The 15,037-nt window shown below is 48.5% G+C and carries 19 protein-coding genes; 4 read left to right on the plus strand and 15 right to left on the minus strand.

The genetic code is table 11. The features are described 5' to 3' along the window. Positions 1-4 precede the first annotated feature (4 nt). The 7 genes from OCU60_RS11735 to OCU60_RS11765 form a co-directional block, all read right to left on the minus strand. Positions 5-2,767 (minus strand): toprim domain-containing protein, encoded by a 2,763-nt coding sequence (locus tag OCU60_RS11735; RefSeq protein WP_074373216.1) that lies wholly within the window; start codon positions 2,765-2,767, stop codon positions 5-7. Further along, on the minus strand, positions 2,733-3,026 hold the full coding sequence (locus OCU60_RS11740) for a hypothetical protein (RefSeq protein WP_235862179.1): 294 nt from the start codon (positions 3,024-3,026) through the stop codon (positions 2,733-2,735). The genes OCU60_RS11735 and OCU60_RS11740 overlap by 35 nt, the downstream gene beginning before the upstream one ends. Then, a complete protein-coding gene (locus OCU60_RS11745) occupies positions 3,023-3,325 on the minus strand; it encodes a hypothetical protein (RefSeq protein WP_074373215.1) in 303 nt (100 codons plus the stop codon). Before OCU60_RS11745 ends, OCU60_RS11740 begins: the two co-directional genes overlap by 4 nt. Further along, on the minus strand, positions 3,318-3,527 hold the full coding sequence (locus OCU60_RS11750; protein WP_074373214.1) for a hypothetical protein: 210 nt from the start codon (positions 3,525-3,527) through the stop codon (positions 3,318-3,320). Before OCU60_RS11750 ends, OCU60_RS11745 begins: the two co-directional genes overlap by 8 nt. Next, positions 3,515-4,186 carry a tyrosine-type recombinase/integrase gene (locus OCU60_RS11755; RefSeq protein WP_074373213.1) on the minus strand — a complete coding sequence of 224 codons (672 nt, stop codon included), beginning with the start codon at positions 4,184-4,186 and terminating at the stop codon, positions 3,515-3,517. The genes OCU60_RS11750 and OCU60_RS11755 overlap by 13 nt, the downstream gene beginning before the upstream one ends. Before the next feature lie 27 nt (positions 4,187-4,213). Further along, positions 4,214-4,684: a phage regulatory CII family protein gene (locus OCU60_RS11760; protein WP_074373212.1), complete on the minus strand. Its 471-nt coding sequence runs from the start codon at positions 4,682-4,684 to the stop codon at positions 4,214-4,216. Positions 4,685-4,867: 183 nt separating this feature from the next. Further along, a complete protein-coding gene (locus tag OCU60_RS11765) occupies positions 4,868-5,050 on the minus strand; it encodes a hypothetical protein (RefSeq protein ID WP_074373211.1) in 183 nt (60 codons plus the stop codon). A gap of 147 nt (positions 5,051-5,197) precedes the next feature. On the opposite strand from OCU60_RS11765, the gene OCU60_RS11770 reads away from it, so the two are divergent. The 4 genes from OCU60_RS11770 (at position 5,198) to OCU60_RS11785 (ending at position 8,436) form a co-directional block, all read left to right on the plus strand. Further along, positions 5,198-5,998 (plus strand): transcriptional regulator, encoded by an 801-nt coding sequence (locus OCU60_RS11770; RefSeq protein ID WP_074373210.1) that lies wholly within the window; start codon positions 5,198-5,200, stop codon positions 5,996-5,998. A 263-nt stretch (positions 5,999-6,261) separates the two neighbouring features. After that, positions 6,262-6,570 (plus strand): helix-turn-helix domain-containing protein, encoded by a 309-nt coding sequence (locus OCU60_RS11775; RefSeq protein WP_083602658.1) that lies wholly within the window; start codon positions 6,262-6,264, stop codon positions 6,568-6,570. A 356-nt stretch (positions 6,571-6,926) separates the two neighbouring features. Beyond that, complete coding sequence (locus tag OCU60_RS11780) at positions 6,927-7,967, plus strand: hypothetical protein (protein WP_139302119.1); 1,041 nt, start codon at positions 6,927-6,929, stop codon at positions 7,965-7,967. A 121-nt stretch (positions 7,968-8,088) separates the two neighbouring features. Then, a complete protein-coding gene (locus tag OCU60_RS11785; RefSeq protein WP_074373207.1) occupies positions 8,089-8,436 on the plus strand; it encodes a hypothetical protein in 348 nt (115 codons plus the stop codon). Positions 8,437-8,595: 159 nt separating this feature from the next. On the opposite strand, the gene OCU60_RS11790 is transcribed toward OCU60_RS11785, so the two are convergent. The 8 genes from OCU60_RS11790 to OCU60_RS11825 all read right to left on the minus strand — a co-directional run bounded on the left by OCU60_RS11790 (position 8,596) and on the right by OCU60_RS11825 (position 15,036). Beyond that, positions 8,596-9,609: a phage late control D family protein gene (locus OCU60_RS11790; RefSeq protein WP_074373206.1), complete on the minus strand. Its 1,014-nt coding sequence runs from the start codon at positions 9,607-9,609 to the stop codon at positions 8,596-8,598. Beyond that, positions 9,600-9,806 (minus strand): tail protein X, encoded by a 207-nt coding sequence (locus tag OCU60_RS11795; protein ID WP_074373205.1) that lies wholly within the window; start codon positions 9,804-9,806, stop codon positions 9,600-9,602. Before OCU60_RS11795 ends, OCU60_RS11790 begins: the two co-directional genes overlap by 10 nt. 2 nt (positions 9,807-9,808) lie before the next feature. After that, complete coding sequence (locus tag OCU60_RS11800; protein ID WP_074373204.1) at positions 9,809-10,201, minus strand: phage tail protein; 393 nt, start codon at positions 10,199-10,201, stop codon at positions 9,809-9,811. 11 nt (positions 10,202-10,212) lie between these two features. Continuing rightward, positions 10,213-12,540: a phage tail tape measure protein gene (locus tag OCU60_RS11805; RefSeq protein ID WP_074373203.1), complete on the minus strand. Its 2,328-nt coding sequence runs from the start codon at positions 12,538-12,540 to the stop codon at positions 10,213-10,215. 72 nt (positions 12,541-12,612) lie between these two features. Next, positions 12,613-12,969, minus strand: a complete 357-nt coding sequence (locus tag OCU60_RS11810) for a phage tail assembly protein (RefSeq protein WP_074373202.1) — start codon at positions 12,967-12,969, stop codon at positions 12,613-12,615. 14 nt (positions 12,970-12,983) lie between these two features. Further along, positions 12,984-13,499, minus strand: a complete 516-nt coding sequence (locus OCU60_RS11815) for a phage major tail tube protein (RefSeq protein ID WP_074373201.1) — start codon at positions 13,497-13,499, stop codon at positions 12,984-12,986. A 9-nt stretch (positions 13,500-13,508) separates the two neighbouring features. Next, positions 13,509-14,669 (minus strand): phage tail sheath C-terminal domain-containing protein, encoded by a 1,161-nt coding sequence (locus OCU60_RS11820; protein ID WP_074373200.1) that lies wholly within the window; start codon positions 14,667-14,669, stop codon positions 13,509-13,511. A 52-nt stretch (positions 14,670-14,721) separates the two neighbouring features. Then, positions 14,722-15,036: a tail fiber assembly protein gene (locus OCU60_RS11825; protein ID WP_083602657.1), complete on the minus strand. Its 315-nt coding sequence runs from the start codon at positions 15,034-15,036 to the stop codon at positions 14,722-14,724. Position 15,037: the final 1 nt, after the last annotated feature.

Below are 15,037 nucleotides of genomic sequence, written 5' to 3' on the forward strand. Positions count from 1 at the left end.
ATCCTTATTGGTTAGTTTCTTTTTCTCTCACATCCTCCGGAACCGTTGGAAACAGGCCAAACTCGCGCAGGTTCTCAACTCCCAGAGCAACAAAATTAGCAACTCGCTTACCATTGATCGTCTTCTCATACCCATCTTTCATGACGACATTGGCCCCCTTCAGTTGTTTTTTCAGAACACGATCAGACTTCACCGGCAAACTATCGAATTTCGCTTTCAACGCTGGGCTTTGACTAATGTGTTGCATGATGTGACTTGTACGTATCAGCAAACACAGCTCGCCATCAATCCATTCAAAAGCGTACGGGTGGCGAAAATGTCCGGCATCCATCTCGCCCAGAATCAATTCAAGGATCCACACCCACGGCTCACGTTCGGCACTGGTTTCACTGATATGAAGATTCATCTCAGCAACCAGATCATTAATAAAATGCCCGTAGTTCGTTGCGACACCGGTAAACTCGCACAACAGTTTCCATGCCAGTAACAGACAGGCGTAGTTATCCCGCATCCGGTTGGCTCCGTTATCATCAGGCTTGGCCATACAATGCTTATTGAGGTATTGAATACATTCCCGGTATGCCCGCTTGATCTGCGGACGAGAAAAATTAGTCAGATAATGAATCCAGTTTTTGACCGGGAAACGAGGTAACTCATCAGGGATCAACTCACCTTTACGACCGGTTAAATCTGAGCGAACCAATTTACCGAGTAACGACTGAACCGGCACATCCTCACCGGCCAACAGCACCGGAGCAACACTGAGAAATTCCGTCATATCCGTGCCACGCCGTGTAATTGTATACTGGTAGCTTTCCTGAAGCTGGGCGACTGCTTTATCAATGATTCCTTGCCCTTGAGCACTCAGCTCTTCCCAACCGACCGGGTGAGAAGTATGAGAAATCGATGTCAGTAAGCGAAACTCTGTTTTCAGGCTCTGTCCGGAGAACATGGTAAAAGCGATCGTTCTTTCCAATGCTTTAATCAGTGTGGATTTACCGGAGCCTTTATCAGACTGGAGCGTATAGTGTGGCCACAATCCGAGAAATGTCTTCAGATGTGTACCAAGCCCCCAGACCAAAAGCATCAATGCCGCATTCTGTTTAAAAGTGGCATGATATGCCTCAATCACCCGAGTCCCTTGTTCCGGAGTCCCGGAAGGGAACTGTAAATTATGATACGGACACTGCTGTACCGGGTCGGTGAAATAACAATCCGGCCCTTCATTCAGAATCGCCTGACCGTTATGCCAGGCTAACCCGACGAAGTTCACCGCATTGCGTTCACCGATATGTGTCGCCCGCTCCAGAATCGAAATCATTCTGGAAAATCTGCCCGGGTTAAAAATGCCGCCGCCAACCCGACGCCAGACATCAATGTTATAAAGCTGCTCTCGTTTGAGAACAAAACGGGTCAGTTCATAAGGGGAATCCGGAGTCTGAAGTGTTGCTGAATAGACCTTAGTTGGTTGAAGATCTGCTTCTCCGGTCATTGCCGACTGAGCTGAAGAAATCGTCACTTTGGATAAACCGGCAATCCGGAAGCTACACACATCCTGCGGGATCTTCTGCTCTCCTTCTTCCTCATTCGTGACAATCTTCAGATAACTGGTGAAGTCCGGTTTGACCCGGTAGAGCCAATACAAATACTGATCATGTTCCGGTAAAGGAAGACGTTTGAACTGACTGTTTTCAAATTCACCTTCCTGGCCGAATACCAACCAGGGTTCGTGATGCAACAACATATATTTAGTCAAGTCCGGGCCATGTTTCTTCAGATAGTCATTCACATCGTTGAGGTCATCCCATTTACCATTGGCCTGATTAACCAGAAAACAGGGAATATTCAAGGCGGTACACCGCTCATGAACAATCCAGGATGCTTCCGGCCCCGGGCGATGGCCTTTTCTCGGCCCTTTTTCAATCGGAGCGTCGTTATCAAAACAACAAATCACTTTTTTCCCACGGAGAAAGCGCCAGTCGATATCCTCAACAGCCAGCCCACGGGTTGCAATCGCGGTTGTCGTTCCTTTTCCCGTACCATTCGGATCAAAAGCAGTGATCGCAGAAAAGGTATTGATAGCGGACTCGACGACAATCACCGTTTTGGCTCGCCTCAGAGCCAGAGGGTCCGGTACATACGGATAGCCTCGCTTCTCTCCCTGAGCCTTAGTTTTCAAATCCCCATTCAAAGCCGGATCAAAGAAACGGTAATCAATGCCGACAACTTCTCCGGAGAATAAACACCGGGTCGGGAAACTGACAGCCGGACCACCATAGCCCAGATCACCCGGGGACTTTTCCGGATTGGTCCAGTCACTGAAACCAAATGCTCCACGCTTTTGCAGATAATCGATCACCGCTTCAGGAATACCACGCTGATCAATCAGATAGGCCCGAGCATCGTTGGCAACTGCAAACTGCTTATCGGCCAACCATTCCAACTGTGTTTTGTGCTGAATCGGCAACGGGGCCACTTCATCACGAGGTAAATCATATTCATCATGTAAGAACTTCATCGCTTCGCTGGCATCATCGGCACGGCCACAGTAAAGCACCAAGTCAATGCAGCTTCCCCGTTCTCCGGTCGCGTGGTCTTTCCACATCATGTAACCGGCTTGCTCAGCATGAAAGACGCTAACACTCGGATGCGTGTCTTTGCGATTCGGCGCTCTATAATTACCATCCGGATCCGGTCGCTCCATTCCCAGGCGGTGAGCCAAGTCATGTAAATCAATTATCTCTTTGAGTTTTTCTGCGGACGCCATACAGCGAGCCTCCAATATCTTTGAGATCAACCCCGATACCTACCGGGCCAAATAACGCTTCTAATCGAGATTTAAACTGCCGGAGTTCATCTGATTTCAGCAAATCAGCGATTTCCGGGTAATTGGTCCGGATATGAGCCCAGACCAACTTTTTCTTTTCTGCCGGCAGTTCGCTTAAAATGACAAACGGCTCTTGTTTTCGAGTGATGCACAGCTCGGAATACCAGGGCGGATTGCCTTTATCCGATTCTGGCTTCATCGCGTACTCCCCAGATGAATCAGTGCGACCCGCTTGTTAGGCCGGATTTGATAGCAGGTCCATACGGAATGCTCATTCAGTATGTTCAGGAACGGCTGCACATACTCTGTCGGTACACCACCGTTAACCTTCCACAACAGAATGATGCCCGGCGTCACTTCCAGACGCAGCGCAACAAATTCGATCACCTGTTGCTCACTCGCCTTGTTATTGAACAAGTGAAGATTGATATTTCTGAGTGCGGCTTTCAGTGCCTTACGCCGCAACATACTCAATGTTTGTGCCATCAAATCAGCCATAACGTCCTCCGGTTGAAAACACCGCAACCCGACGGTCTTTATCCATGATCAGCGATCCTGCACCGAGCATGCGGATAATCACTTTCGCCCCTTGCGATTCACTGCCTAAAACTAATGTCATTTCATCTAATGCCCCGGGAATGCTGATACATTCCCCACGCTGCAACTGCTCGGCAGGTTTATGCCCGATTAACGAAAACATGTGCTGGCCTCCCGCATGGATGCAATCAAGGCTTCCCGATCCGGTCGGGTATAGACAGACGTCGTGCTGATATTGGTATGACCGAGTACCGCCTGTACCCGGCGCAATGCCTCCGCGGGGGTCGTTGTCCGTTCCAGATAACGTTTCGCCCAGGTATGACGCAACCAGTGCGGTGTCCCTTCCGGCACTTCGGCCAGCCGGCACCATTTCGTAAAGCGATCCTGAAAACTGCGCCGGCTCATTCCCTGACGGTTACGGCTGAGAAATAAAGGCCGCTCCATTCTGGGAAGATCCCACTCCCAGCCCTGACTCATTTTCTGGTGTAACTTCAACAGTTGCCTCAAAGCCGATTCCGCTGATTTGTTTAACGCGATCGGATGACGTTTCTGATTTTTCGCATTGGCACAGTCATAAACCAAATAGCCCTCGGCCAGACTTTGCTCAGCATCTCCGACCGTCAGCCCCGTCATCGGCAGATCCAATCTTTTCGCCTTCACTGCATCCGGCCCGGCCAGAATACCGAGACGAATCGCAGTTTCTCGCATCAGCAGCATCCAGTAATAATCCCGCTTGGCGTAATCGCCGTATGTTTCTCTGACGGTTTTGAACAGGCGTTTTTCTTCCTGCTCTGAAAAGTAATGAAGGAATAATTCTGACATGGCATACCTCCCCGGCTTCGCCTGAATCTAATCGGTGACCAGTGCCCGAAGGCGTTGCAATAACTCAAGCGCCGCCGCAAACGACTCCTGAAATTCGCGTTCGATACGCTCCAGCTCGTTGCGTTCAATATCACCATCGGCAAGCGCTTCAGATATCGCACGGCACACATCACCGATCTCGGAATGCCAGTTGCTGTAGCAATTGAGTAGTTCAACATCCGAGATCGTGTGATAATTACCGAGGAAATAGATGGAGTAGTTCAGCTCGCTGGCCATCGAGCGGAGGATCTGCACATCACCGGTGAGTTGCATCACCTTCAGCGCATCAATCAGGCCAAATTTGTGACCGGTTTGGTGGGGGTTGATTTCGTTGTTCAGTACACCGGGCCGTTTATCGAGGTATTGCTCCAGACCGGCGGTACCGAAGGATTTTATGGTTTGAGAACAGGCGTGTATGACTTGCGCAAAGCAAGACGCCTGATCAATAGTCGTGATCATGTGACCTCCTGAAAATGGATACGTTTTCTTTTTTCAGAGGTCTGAGCTACAATCTACCGCAAGGATGAAATGGTGTTGGAGCCGTGAGCATAGAGGTTACCGCCTCGCTCATCATCTCAGTGGCAGACTGTTTCTCAGCCTCCGCCCGCTTACATGGATTGCCGTCCGGTAAGCGGTTTTTCTTTAAGCCGCCTCATCATCAATCGGCGGCAAACCAAGCTCCTCCTCTTTTTCCTGAACCGCTTTCTGTAAAAGAATTCGGGTCATTTGTGCCAGTTTGCGTTGATCTAACGTTGCTAAACGCTCGATTCTGATCCTTAAATCTAAATCGCGTACAGTAACTTGTTCATAAATTTTACTCTTCATACTTACGTCTCGGTTTTATAAGCGGTAACATACACACTCATGATGTATTTTATGTAAAATCTCAGAATTACTATCATTAACATCATAATACCGAATAGTAAAGTAGGTTTACTGAATTTGCAATGGCAATAGAGTAGGTTTTATAAGATGAATTTTGACGAGCGTCTCATTTTTCTGATCAAAGAGCGAAAAAAAACACCTTGGGGGAAATCTCTTGGCTTTACATCTCCAAGTATCACAGCCATGTTTAACGGCCATATACCCGGCCCAGAATTCCTTAGTGCAATTCATCGAGCAGAAAACGTCAATCTAAACTGGTTACTGACCGGACAAGGCCAGCCGTATGTAGTGAGCTATTATCAAAGCGCCGAAGCACTTAACGATATAGTGCAGACCATGCTCGACGATGAAGACTGGATGGTTTATGTCTGCGCTTATCAAAAGCAGGCAACACTGGTGCTTTGCCAGCCCGGAGCATACGAATTTAAAGGGAAGATGGTTGACTATACCATCACCGAGGTTCTGGTTGGCCCGGGTAGTGAGCAATTGGCCGATATCCTGCGTAAACATAACGAGCGTGTACCGGTGTTTGTACCACTACTCACTGAACTGGAAAGAGAACAAATTACTTGTGGGCAAGTTGGCACCTATAAAATGTTCCATTCAATCGAACCACTACTTACCCCACTTGCTGATCCGGATATCTCTGAACTGGAGTTCGGCAGCACCACACCAGATGAAACCCCGGTCAGTCTACCGTTAATGCGTGCTGTTGTTCGTCTGGTTGAATCCAGCGAACAGGAAGCTGGACTCAGCAATCCACTCACAACAGACCAAAAATCCCGGATTATTACTGCCGTGTATCGTCAGGCGGTTCGCTTAAACGTTTCCCCTGATGAACTGACTTCGGATGATGTCGAAACTGCGTTTGATGTTCTGAGAGATTAACCGATCCGATAGCAATTTCTGCCAAGTGTTTCAATGCCAGAGCCAGCACATGCTGCTCTGGTGTTCTGACGTCATTATTTCCAGCCACTATTATATCCATATGTTTAATCACTACTTTCTTATTTTTTCTCCATCATAAGTTTTTTTTATCTGAAAAATAGCTCATCTGGTTACATATAGCGGATCTGTATACGACTTCTCATTTCTTGAATACATATCGTATATTTTTCAGTTTCTATTAATAAAAATATTAATATTAAAAGATGAAGAATGTTCGACTGAAACAGGCAAGGATGGCCGTGGGAATGTCTCGTGAAGATGTGGCTGCAACAATGCATAAGTCACCCCATACAATTACATCCTGGGAAACATCTGATCGTCAGCCCCGGACGATGCGGGAAATTGAGCGCTTATGTCAGTTACTGAATATTACGGTTATCTGGTATCTCGCGGGGAAAGGCCCAAAGCATCCTATCTCATCAACGACCGAACAAGAACTGCTCAGTCTCTTTTCCGGGCTGAACGCGGAACAACAACATGCGGTTTTACAGATGATGCGGGTGATGGGATGAGAATAAAAACAATAAAGTCTGATCATTGTGAATGTCTATTCAACCGCTAGAGAGTTGTTGTCCATCTTCGTTTCAGTCTGTCTTAGTTGAAACGATTCTGCCCCAAAATCATCAATCTTTAGATTACTCACCACTTGCTCTTGTTAGTTCTTGACCTACTATTGTTAATAGCACTCTATGAATTGAGTTGTGTAATCAAGATGATACAGACCTGATCTGTAATTTGCTGGGCTCAGAATGAAAGAAGTCTGTGAGAACAGTGTGTTACGCCCCTGATGTCTGTATTTTCTTTAAAAATTATAAAGATAGGGTCTGCTGAAGAGATACTGTTAAGAGCAAGGAGTACATTACAAATAATGGAAAATCTCTCCAATCGATGGGCTGGCCGAATATATGGTACCAATACGGGCAATGTGTTTCTTGACCTAAACCAAGAAGCTGAGAATATTTCTGGCCGCTTGAGAATAATGGATTCTGTCTTCGGGGTTTCCATTTATGCATACTCCGGAACAGTTGATGATCAGATTATTCTGCATTGCAAACCAGAAAGTGCAGATGACGGGACTCAACACGGGGATGTGACCGTTAAAGGAAAACTGACGCCACAAGGCAGCATTAAAGGAGAATGGGAATCAACGATAGGCACGGCTGGGACCTTCGAAATTTATCCTCATGATATAAATGCTACTGACCCCGCTGAAGACGCAAGGGGGGGTAACCCAGAGCAAATACACAATAAAACTATTCAATTAGGCTCAGTCAGGCTATTCAAAGATGACATTTTGCAGCTTGTCAGCTTCATAAAAAAAGATTTCTCAACAGGTCGAGTTATAGTCACATACACTCAGCGTGGAAGTGAATTAACGAAATATGCAGATGATTTTTTCAATCAGCTTGATGGTATTGATCAGCTAAATTACATTAAGTTTGTCATCCAAGAGCCGGAAGCATATGGAATAAACAGGGTTATCGTTATTGAATTGGTCGCAAACGGAACCAGTGAAATCAGGGTTTCAGGCATTAATGAATCTTGGGTGTTAGGTAAAGCAGAATCCATTTACCAAACGATAAAGCCAAAACAGAACTCCCTTGTCACCACATACCGAAAGTACGGTCTTAACTTAAACAGTGTAATATTCGTAGCCATGCTCATCGTTCTTCCAGAAATAGTAGACTGGAAGAACCGTGGAATATTTGTCATTGTGGTCTTCGCACTACTTAACTTTCTTTTATTTATCCATAACATGTTTATTCCTAATACGGCTATCTACCTTGAGCAAGCTAAGCCAAGTTTCTTGAAGCGAGCATGGCCAAGTATTTTATCTTGGTTTATCGCTGCTAGCAGCTCAGTCGCGGCTGCATACCTATTCTCTATTCTCAAGAATGGAGGCTCTTAACAAGTTGCAGCACTTCAGCCGCTTTGCGGCTCGGATCTCCAAAAACTTCGCTTTTTCCGGCCGGTGTGCAAAGCGTTAAGCCTTGAACACCGTGAACCCTTTTAATGCATAGGAGCATATCATGTTTAAACCGACAATTGATGACGTACGTCAGGTATTAAAGGAAATAGAGGGGATTGAGCGCCCTGATGCTGATAACGAAGGAGACCCTTTGAACTCACCTTCAGTCTACAACTACTTGTCTGATGAAAACCAAGGGAAGGTGGATCGTGCAGAGGAAGTTCTTAAGGATTATGTCAGGAATCCTGAAGGTGGACCCAATAACAGAGCGATTACAGAGTTAAACAAAAGCGGATTTACCGCGCACTTTAACCAAGATCAAGATGATCCATATCGGTATGTCGGTAGCGTGAGTACCAGAGACTGGAAGGTAGATGTTAGCGATCCGTCTTCTGGAGAAGATGACTAGTCACAATAGAGCGTCAGGAAATTGCGGCTTAACAAGCGCGGTCAAGCAGACAAATTTCCGCTTACTGCGAACGTCAACTAAGCTAACTACTGTTGTTTATATCAGGTTTACATAAACTTCAGATTGAAAATATTGTTCTACAAGCTGGCCATAGACTCTTCAGTCTCCGCTCCTTCCCAAATGGGGGATGATCTCCCCCTTCGGTACCACAAATCCACCGCTTAACGTGTGGCCGCCGTCACCGATAGTTTCAGTCACGCTGTCACACATCCATTCCGTATTGAATTCCTCCCGGTAATGACCGCTGAGTGTGATATTACGTTCAGCCTGAATCCCGGCGATAAACGGCATATTCTCTAATGAGAGTTTGTAATCTTTGCGCTGTTCATTATAAAGCTTGGCTTTTGCGGCGGCAGTAGCAGAGTTCGCATCCGGAAAGATCTGACTCATCTTCCGTGTTTTCCCGCCTTTCTCCCCGACTCTGACCACCTGTTTTTGTCCCTGCTCCACCTGCTGCCAGAACGCTTCGACTGCATGAAAGTTCCCAGCCCCTTCCAGAGTAATGGTCGCTGTAACTTCATCAGTCAATGCAACAGGAATCGCCGGGAGAGTTGTTCCGGAGACGGTTTGATTGTCTCCCCGCGGGAAAAACACCAGACGTTTTCGGATCACCTTCATCGTTGCACCCTGTTCTTTTGCCAGTTCCGTCACTAAGTCGGCATCGCTCTGGCCGGCCTGAATATAGTGCTCAATCGCAACAGTGCCGTATTGTTCGGAAATTGCGGGGGTCAGTCCGTTCCGCTCGGCAACCGTTTCAAGCAATGTCTTCAGATTGGTCTGGCTCCAGGTGAAATCCCGTTGGCTTTTAAAACTTCCACCTAAGTTTCCGGCGTCTCCGGAGAGGGTGATTGTCTTCTCCGGACAAGACAGCGCCACCGAATTTACCGTGTATAGCCCCCGGAATGACAGGAATTGTTCATCTGTGCCGGTATAGATCTCTATCGTCGCTTGCTGTCGTGGAAAGTTAAGCTTTCCGTCATCGGCCAGCACCAGTTCAAAGTGATCACTCTCAATGCCGGCTTTATCGGTAATCGTCAGATTTTGAAAAAATGGCCGAATCGTCGCGGTCATATCTTTCCCGTTAACCAGAATCTGAAAACAGCCTAATCCCATAAGCTGATCTCCGGTGCTTTGGCAACAGGTTCCAACGGCGGCAGATAGATTTCGATACCGGCTTTCAGCGGGTGCGGCAGTGCAGAAAGTCCCCGGTTGGCTTTCAATACTGCCTCATATGCTCCGGGTATACCGTCATAATACTGATACGTAATTGCGTCAATTTGATCGCCGTCTTTGGTTACATAAATTGTCATCGCTATGCCTTATCGGGGTATTCAGTGATCTCAAGCGTGAATTCAATTTTTCTGGCGACCCCTTTGGTAAACAGCTTACTTTTGTCTACATCGAGCCGCCGAACGGTCCATAGCCCCCAGTCTTTCCCCAGTCCATCAATTAAACGAAGCGGCTTACCTTTGTCACCTTCCGCTTTCATGGTTTCGGTCTGTTCCAGTCCGCCCCGGTAATGGGGAAAGATCACCCCCTGAAACCGTAAAGTGGAAAGCTCGGCTCCGATATACTCCGACCGTGGCTTTCTCCCGGCCAGATGATGATCAACCCAACGCCAGGCATGGCTTTCACTAATGGTTTGCAGTGCTGCGGTGCTGATGCTGAAACGGTAATCACCAAGCGCCATCATCACATCCTTCATCGTTCGGTCTCCTAACTATCAGCAAAGCCGACATTGCGGGGGCTTCTGCTGAATTTCTCCATCTGCTTAGCCACACGCATCACCATTTTTTCCAGCTTATTGATTTGCTCATCGTTGACATTGCCCTGAACATGAAAAACAGGCGCAAAGGTGATCTGTGAACGGTTCTGCTGACTGCTCTGGTGATTCTGAACCCGGTTAGTCAGGTTGGTCATCTCATACTGCTGGCTTTGTGTCACCGTACTGAATGACTGATTCACGGTCCGTTGCTGATTCTGCACCTGATGGTTGATTGTGTCGCCCGGTTGTGAGCGTCGTCGCGACTGATCAGGCTTCGGGTCGGTTTGATAGACAGCCGAGTGATCCGACTGATCGACAGTATGCTGATTCACCGTCTGAGTCCGATAGTGATTGCTTGTCTGTTGAATTTTATCTCCCGGAGTTGACTTCAGCATTCCTCCGACCCATCGGCCAATCGACTCGCCACCAAGACCACCGATCAAACCACCGATCGCAGTACCGATTCCCGGTAGAATCCAAGATCCAATAGCTGCTCCAGCCAGTGCGCCGCCCAATCCGCCAGCGGTACCGCCGACCGCTTTGGATTTCTGCTCACGGCTTAATGAATCGTCCATCAGCGTCGAACCTATATCGACGGCTCCCATCAATGCACCGACATAGGGAATCCGGCGGGTCAGTCCTTTCAGTAAACCGGGACGCTGGCCAAGCTGAAGTAAACGCTTCAACCGACCTGACTCACCCCTCAAAGAACCGCCACGGCGAGTACGGAAACGACGGCGCTTCCGGCCTCGCTTCCGACCATTCTCCGAAGATGAATCACCACCACCGAATCCACTGCCCGGCATGTTTGTGACATACACTTTGGCCACATCATTTGAAGCAAGCCGTGATTCCGGTGTGGTTCTCTTGTCTTTTCCCCTGAAGAACCCGGCAATACTCTTGCCGGTTTTCCAGACTTTACGTCCTGCCCATGCAACACCCAATGCACCGGCAACAGCCGTCGCCCCCGTCAGTGCTTTGCTGAGCGTGTCCGGATCAATATCATTAATCAAATCTGCCAGCGCTGCGATCGGTTCTGCCAGTTTTTTGTCAGCGAAACTCATCCAGGCTGTTTTCAGACTGGTCATCGCAGCATTCGCCGTCTTCGCGGCCCGGGCAGAATCCTGCAACACTGCCGTTCCGTCTCCGGAGATAGACAAAAACTGATCTAACTTTTTGCCATCTTCACCGGCAAGCACTTTCAGGGTTCTCATGGCTTCATCACCGAAAAGCTGACTGTATTGGGTAATGTCACCGTTCGTCGCTGCCATAATCTCCTTCAGGATGACAGGAATAGAGCGAAATTTCTTTTCTCCACGTTCTAAAGCTTCTTCATCAAAAACCTGAATACCCAATTTTTCAATCTTTGAGTAATTGGCGGTGATATCTTCAAGAACCGATTCCATGGAGCTGGCCGCTTCCGCCGCGGAGCCGGATCCCATCCGGGACATTTGCAACAGAGCCCCCATTTCCTGAACGGCCTTCGGCCCGGTCCTTCCCATCGCGGCATATGCGGCAGCAACCGAGGCACCTTCCGATGCCAGATTCTGCAAGGTGAATGCACCGGCTTTACCCTGCACAACCAGTGTATCGATCGCAGACAGGACATCTTTGCTATTCTTCAATCCGAATTTCTGCGACATATCGGCAAACATTTCTCCGACGTCGGCCCCTTCCGCACCGGTGGCCTGCATCACCCGGCCGATATTGGTCATGTTTTCCTGAGCGAATTTCAGATCCCCGGTTTTTTCAACGATTTTCTCGACTGCGGCAAGCATCTCTCCCTGATCAACTCGAATATCCGATTGCTGGGCAGTGGCAAACATTTCAGCACGAAGTGCAGCCATCTCTTCTTTGGATTTTCCTGCCTGTATACCTAATCGTTCATAACGTTCTTCCAGCCCCATGACGGCATGAGCGGAGCCGACACCGGCGGCACCACTGGCTAAAGCCGTCCACTTGTTGCCGACCTGATCCAGACCGTCCGCCATTTTGTTGATACTTTTCCGCATCAGATGACTCTTGCGTGCCGCGTCACCAATCTTCTGCGTAAAGGACTGAACGTTCTTTCCTGCGGCCATGATACGCCGACCCAGCGTCGTCACAGAACGACCGGTCCCTCGGCTTTCTCGCCCCAAGGAACGGGTTTCACGGCCTAGTCGCCGGGTACCACGGCCCAGCCGTTTGTTTTGCTGTTCCAACTGGTGAAAAGCCCGGGGAACCGTTCGATCCACCCGGGCTGAAACACCAATTCCGACAGATGCGTTTTTATCTGCCATCTCAATCCTCTTCCGGCTCTTTCCGGCTCAATACTTCACACTCGCTCAGCCAGTCGCATAGCTCAGCAATGGTTAACTCTCTGAGTTCTCCGAGAGGGATTCCCCCACAGAAACGGGAAATAGCAAGGCAGATTTGACGGCAAACTGAGGGATCGGCAGCAAAAAACAGTCATACGCCTTTTGCAATTGCACATAATCATAAAATGCCAACCGACCGATAAACTCTCGGGTTGTATTGGTCAGAGCAGCAAAGAGATGAGCTTCGTGCTCACTTTCATCGGTCACCAACTCCCCACCGATTGCTGTACGTCCCATTTTCTGCGCGTGAATCACATCATTCGTCGTCGGGGGGCGCATCTCAACCGTGGTTATGGGTGAACTATCCAGTTCGGTGGCAACCTGTAATGAAATCTTCAGGGGTTTATACATGGTGGTCACTCCTATTATGCGATCCCTAACGCTTTGTTAATCTCCGCCCGAAGGTCGGTCCCTCCGACACGTTCAATCCCGGAGATCAGGTCGATCTTCAGAATTTCCTCGCCATTGTTTTCAATGGTGTATTCTGTCCAGGTAATCTTGCAGGTCGTTTCCGCCAGCTTTTTCCGCTCAATCTCGCCCAGTTCAAGCCCGATGACCCGCCCCAGAACTTTGACGACAAACTTATCGACACTGGATGTCCCCTTCATTGCTGAACGAAAGACAAACTGCTTTTCCTGTCCGTTAGCCAGACCAAACATTTTGATGGTCTCGATATTCGGTTCAGCCAGCGTCACTTCCAGATCTTCGGCCTGAACCGCTGCCATATCGATTTTGATGGTTCCGGCCATCCCGCCGGCAATGTATTCCTCAACCTCCCGGGTTAACGGAGGCAATTTGATTTTCGGCGTCAGGCCAATCATGCCGACACCATCCTGATACCAGGCAAAGTCGGCCAATACTTTAGGAGGTCTGCGAATCATAACGGTCCCTTACTCAAAAATGACATCTGCGTAATCGTTGACAAAATGACTGGTGACATGGATCGCTTGGGCGATTCCGGGCGGGGTAAAGTCGTAATCCAGATAGAAATTCCCGGCAATAATCGAATCAGACGGGTTAAGATCCTCATCGGCCCAAACGCTTGCACCGTACAAATGGCCTTTACGGATTTCCCCATTCAGGCCGTTCTGCACCGAATCCACCACATCTTCAACAAAGGTTGCCAGAATCTTCCGGTCTCTGGCCCATTTCAGGCCGGAGGTGATCATGTCCAGAATCATGTCGTTGACCCGGACATGAGCGTTGAACTGCCACTTTGGATCATCCGAACAACTCAGGTTTCCCCATGAGCGATAACCCTCATCCAGAATGACGGTCGTGATTTGATTTTCGTTGAGCAGCGAAGCCATGCAGTTGGTATCACCATCGGCATAGTCGATCGGGAATTCAGTCCCGATGGTTCCATTGATTTTCAGGTTAGAAAGTGAGGCGCTGTAACCGTAATTGGCATCCTGATCCTTCTGAATCTCCAATCCAAGCATGAATGCAGACATCGGCACCAATCGGCCTTCGGCATTTTTCATTCTTGGCCAGAACAATTCTAAACGCTTGTCACCCCAAAGCTGACGGTATGCGACGGCTTCTTCATAGGTTGTCCCCGGGCATTCGCCAAACACTTTACAACGCAAACGGGTTGCAATAGGCAGTAGCTTCGTCAGAACGGATTGATGACTCAGAAATCCGGGAACACCAAGCAAGCGAGGGCGTTTACCAGTCATCGAACGTACATCAAGGATCGCTTCAATCCCTGATTTCAATCCGGTTTGAGGATCGACGCCACCGATAATATTGGCGGCAGTCTCGGCATCGGTAGCCCCTTCCTCAACCCGAATCACACAAATAGAGCAGCGCTGTTGATCAAAAATCGCTTCCATTGCATCGGGGAGCGTTCCCCGATGATTTCCGGCCATATCAAGTTTCGCGATTTTATAAGGGTTCCCCGCGACTAAGACCGGTTTGTTGAGCGGGAAAACAGTAGAATCAGCATCCGGAGCCGTACCGACAACCACAGCAAAGGAAGTGTCGGCCATTGTCATCGGCCGGGTACCGCTGTTGTCCGTAGAACCGAAGATACCGTGTTCAAATGCCATGGTGGTTCCTCTCTTGTCAGAAACTCACCTTCAGCGGCTTTGAGTCGTTCAGTTATAAAGTTGGTTTGTCCGGCCAGATAACACTGCCCGGATCATCATAGGTTTGTGGAATATCGCGTAAAGTCTGTCGATAGGTTGTAAACGCTGTTTTTTGAGCTTCAGTCAAAGGAGTGTCTGACATTTGTGTCCAGTCCGTCTCCGCAATTAATTTATCCCGCATACCCCGTACCTCTTCCCACTTCATTTTTAAAAGTGAAGCCGAATAGATCTCTTCCCCAAATCCTGCAAGTGAAAAAGCTTCTCTGCTTAATGGAAGGTTAAAAGCTTCACGGCCATCCGCTTCAACTTTATAGACAATAGGATACATA

Source organism: Vibrio spartinae (genome assembly GCF_024347135.1).
Lineage (GTDB): Bacteria > Pseudomonadota > Gammaproteobacteria > Enterobacterales > Vibrionaceae > Vibrio > Vibrio spartinae.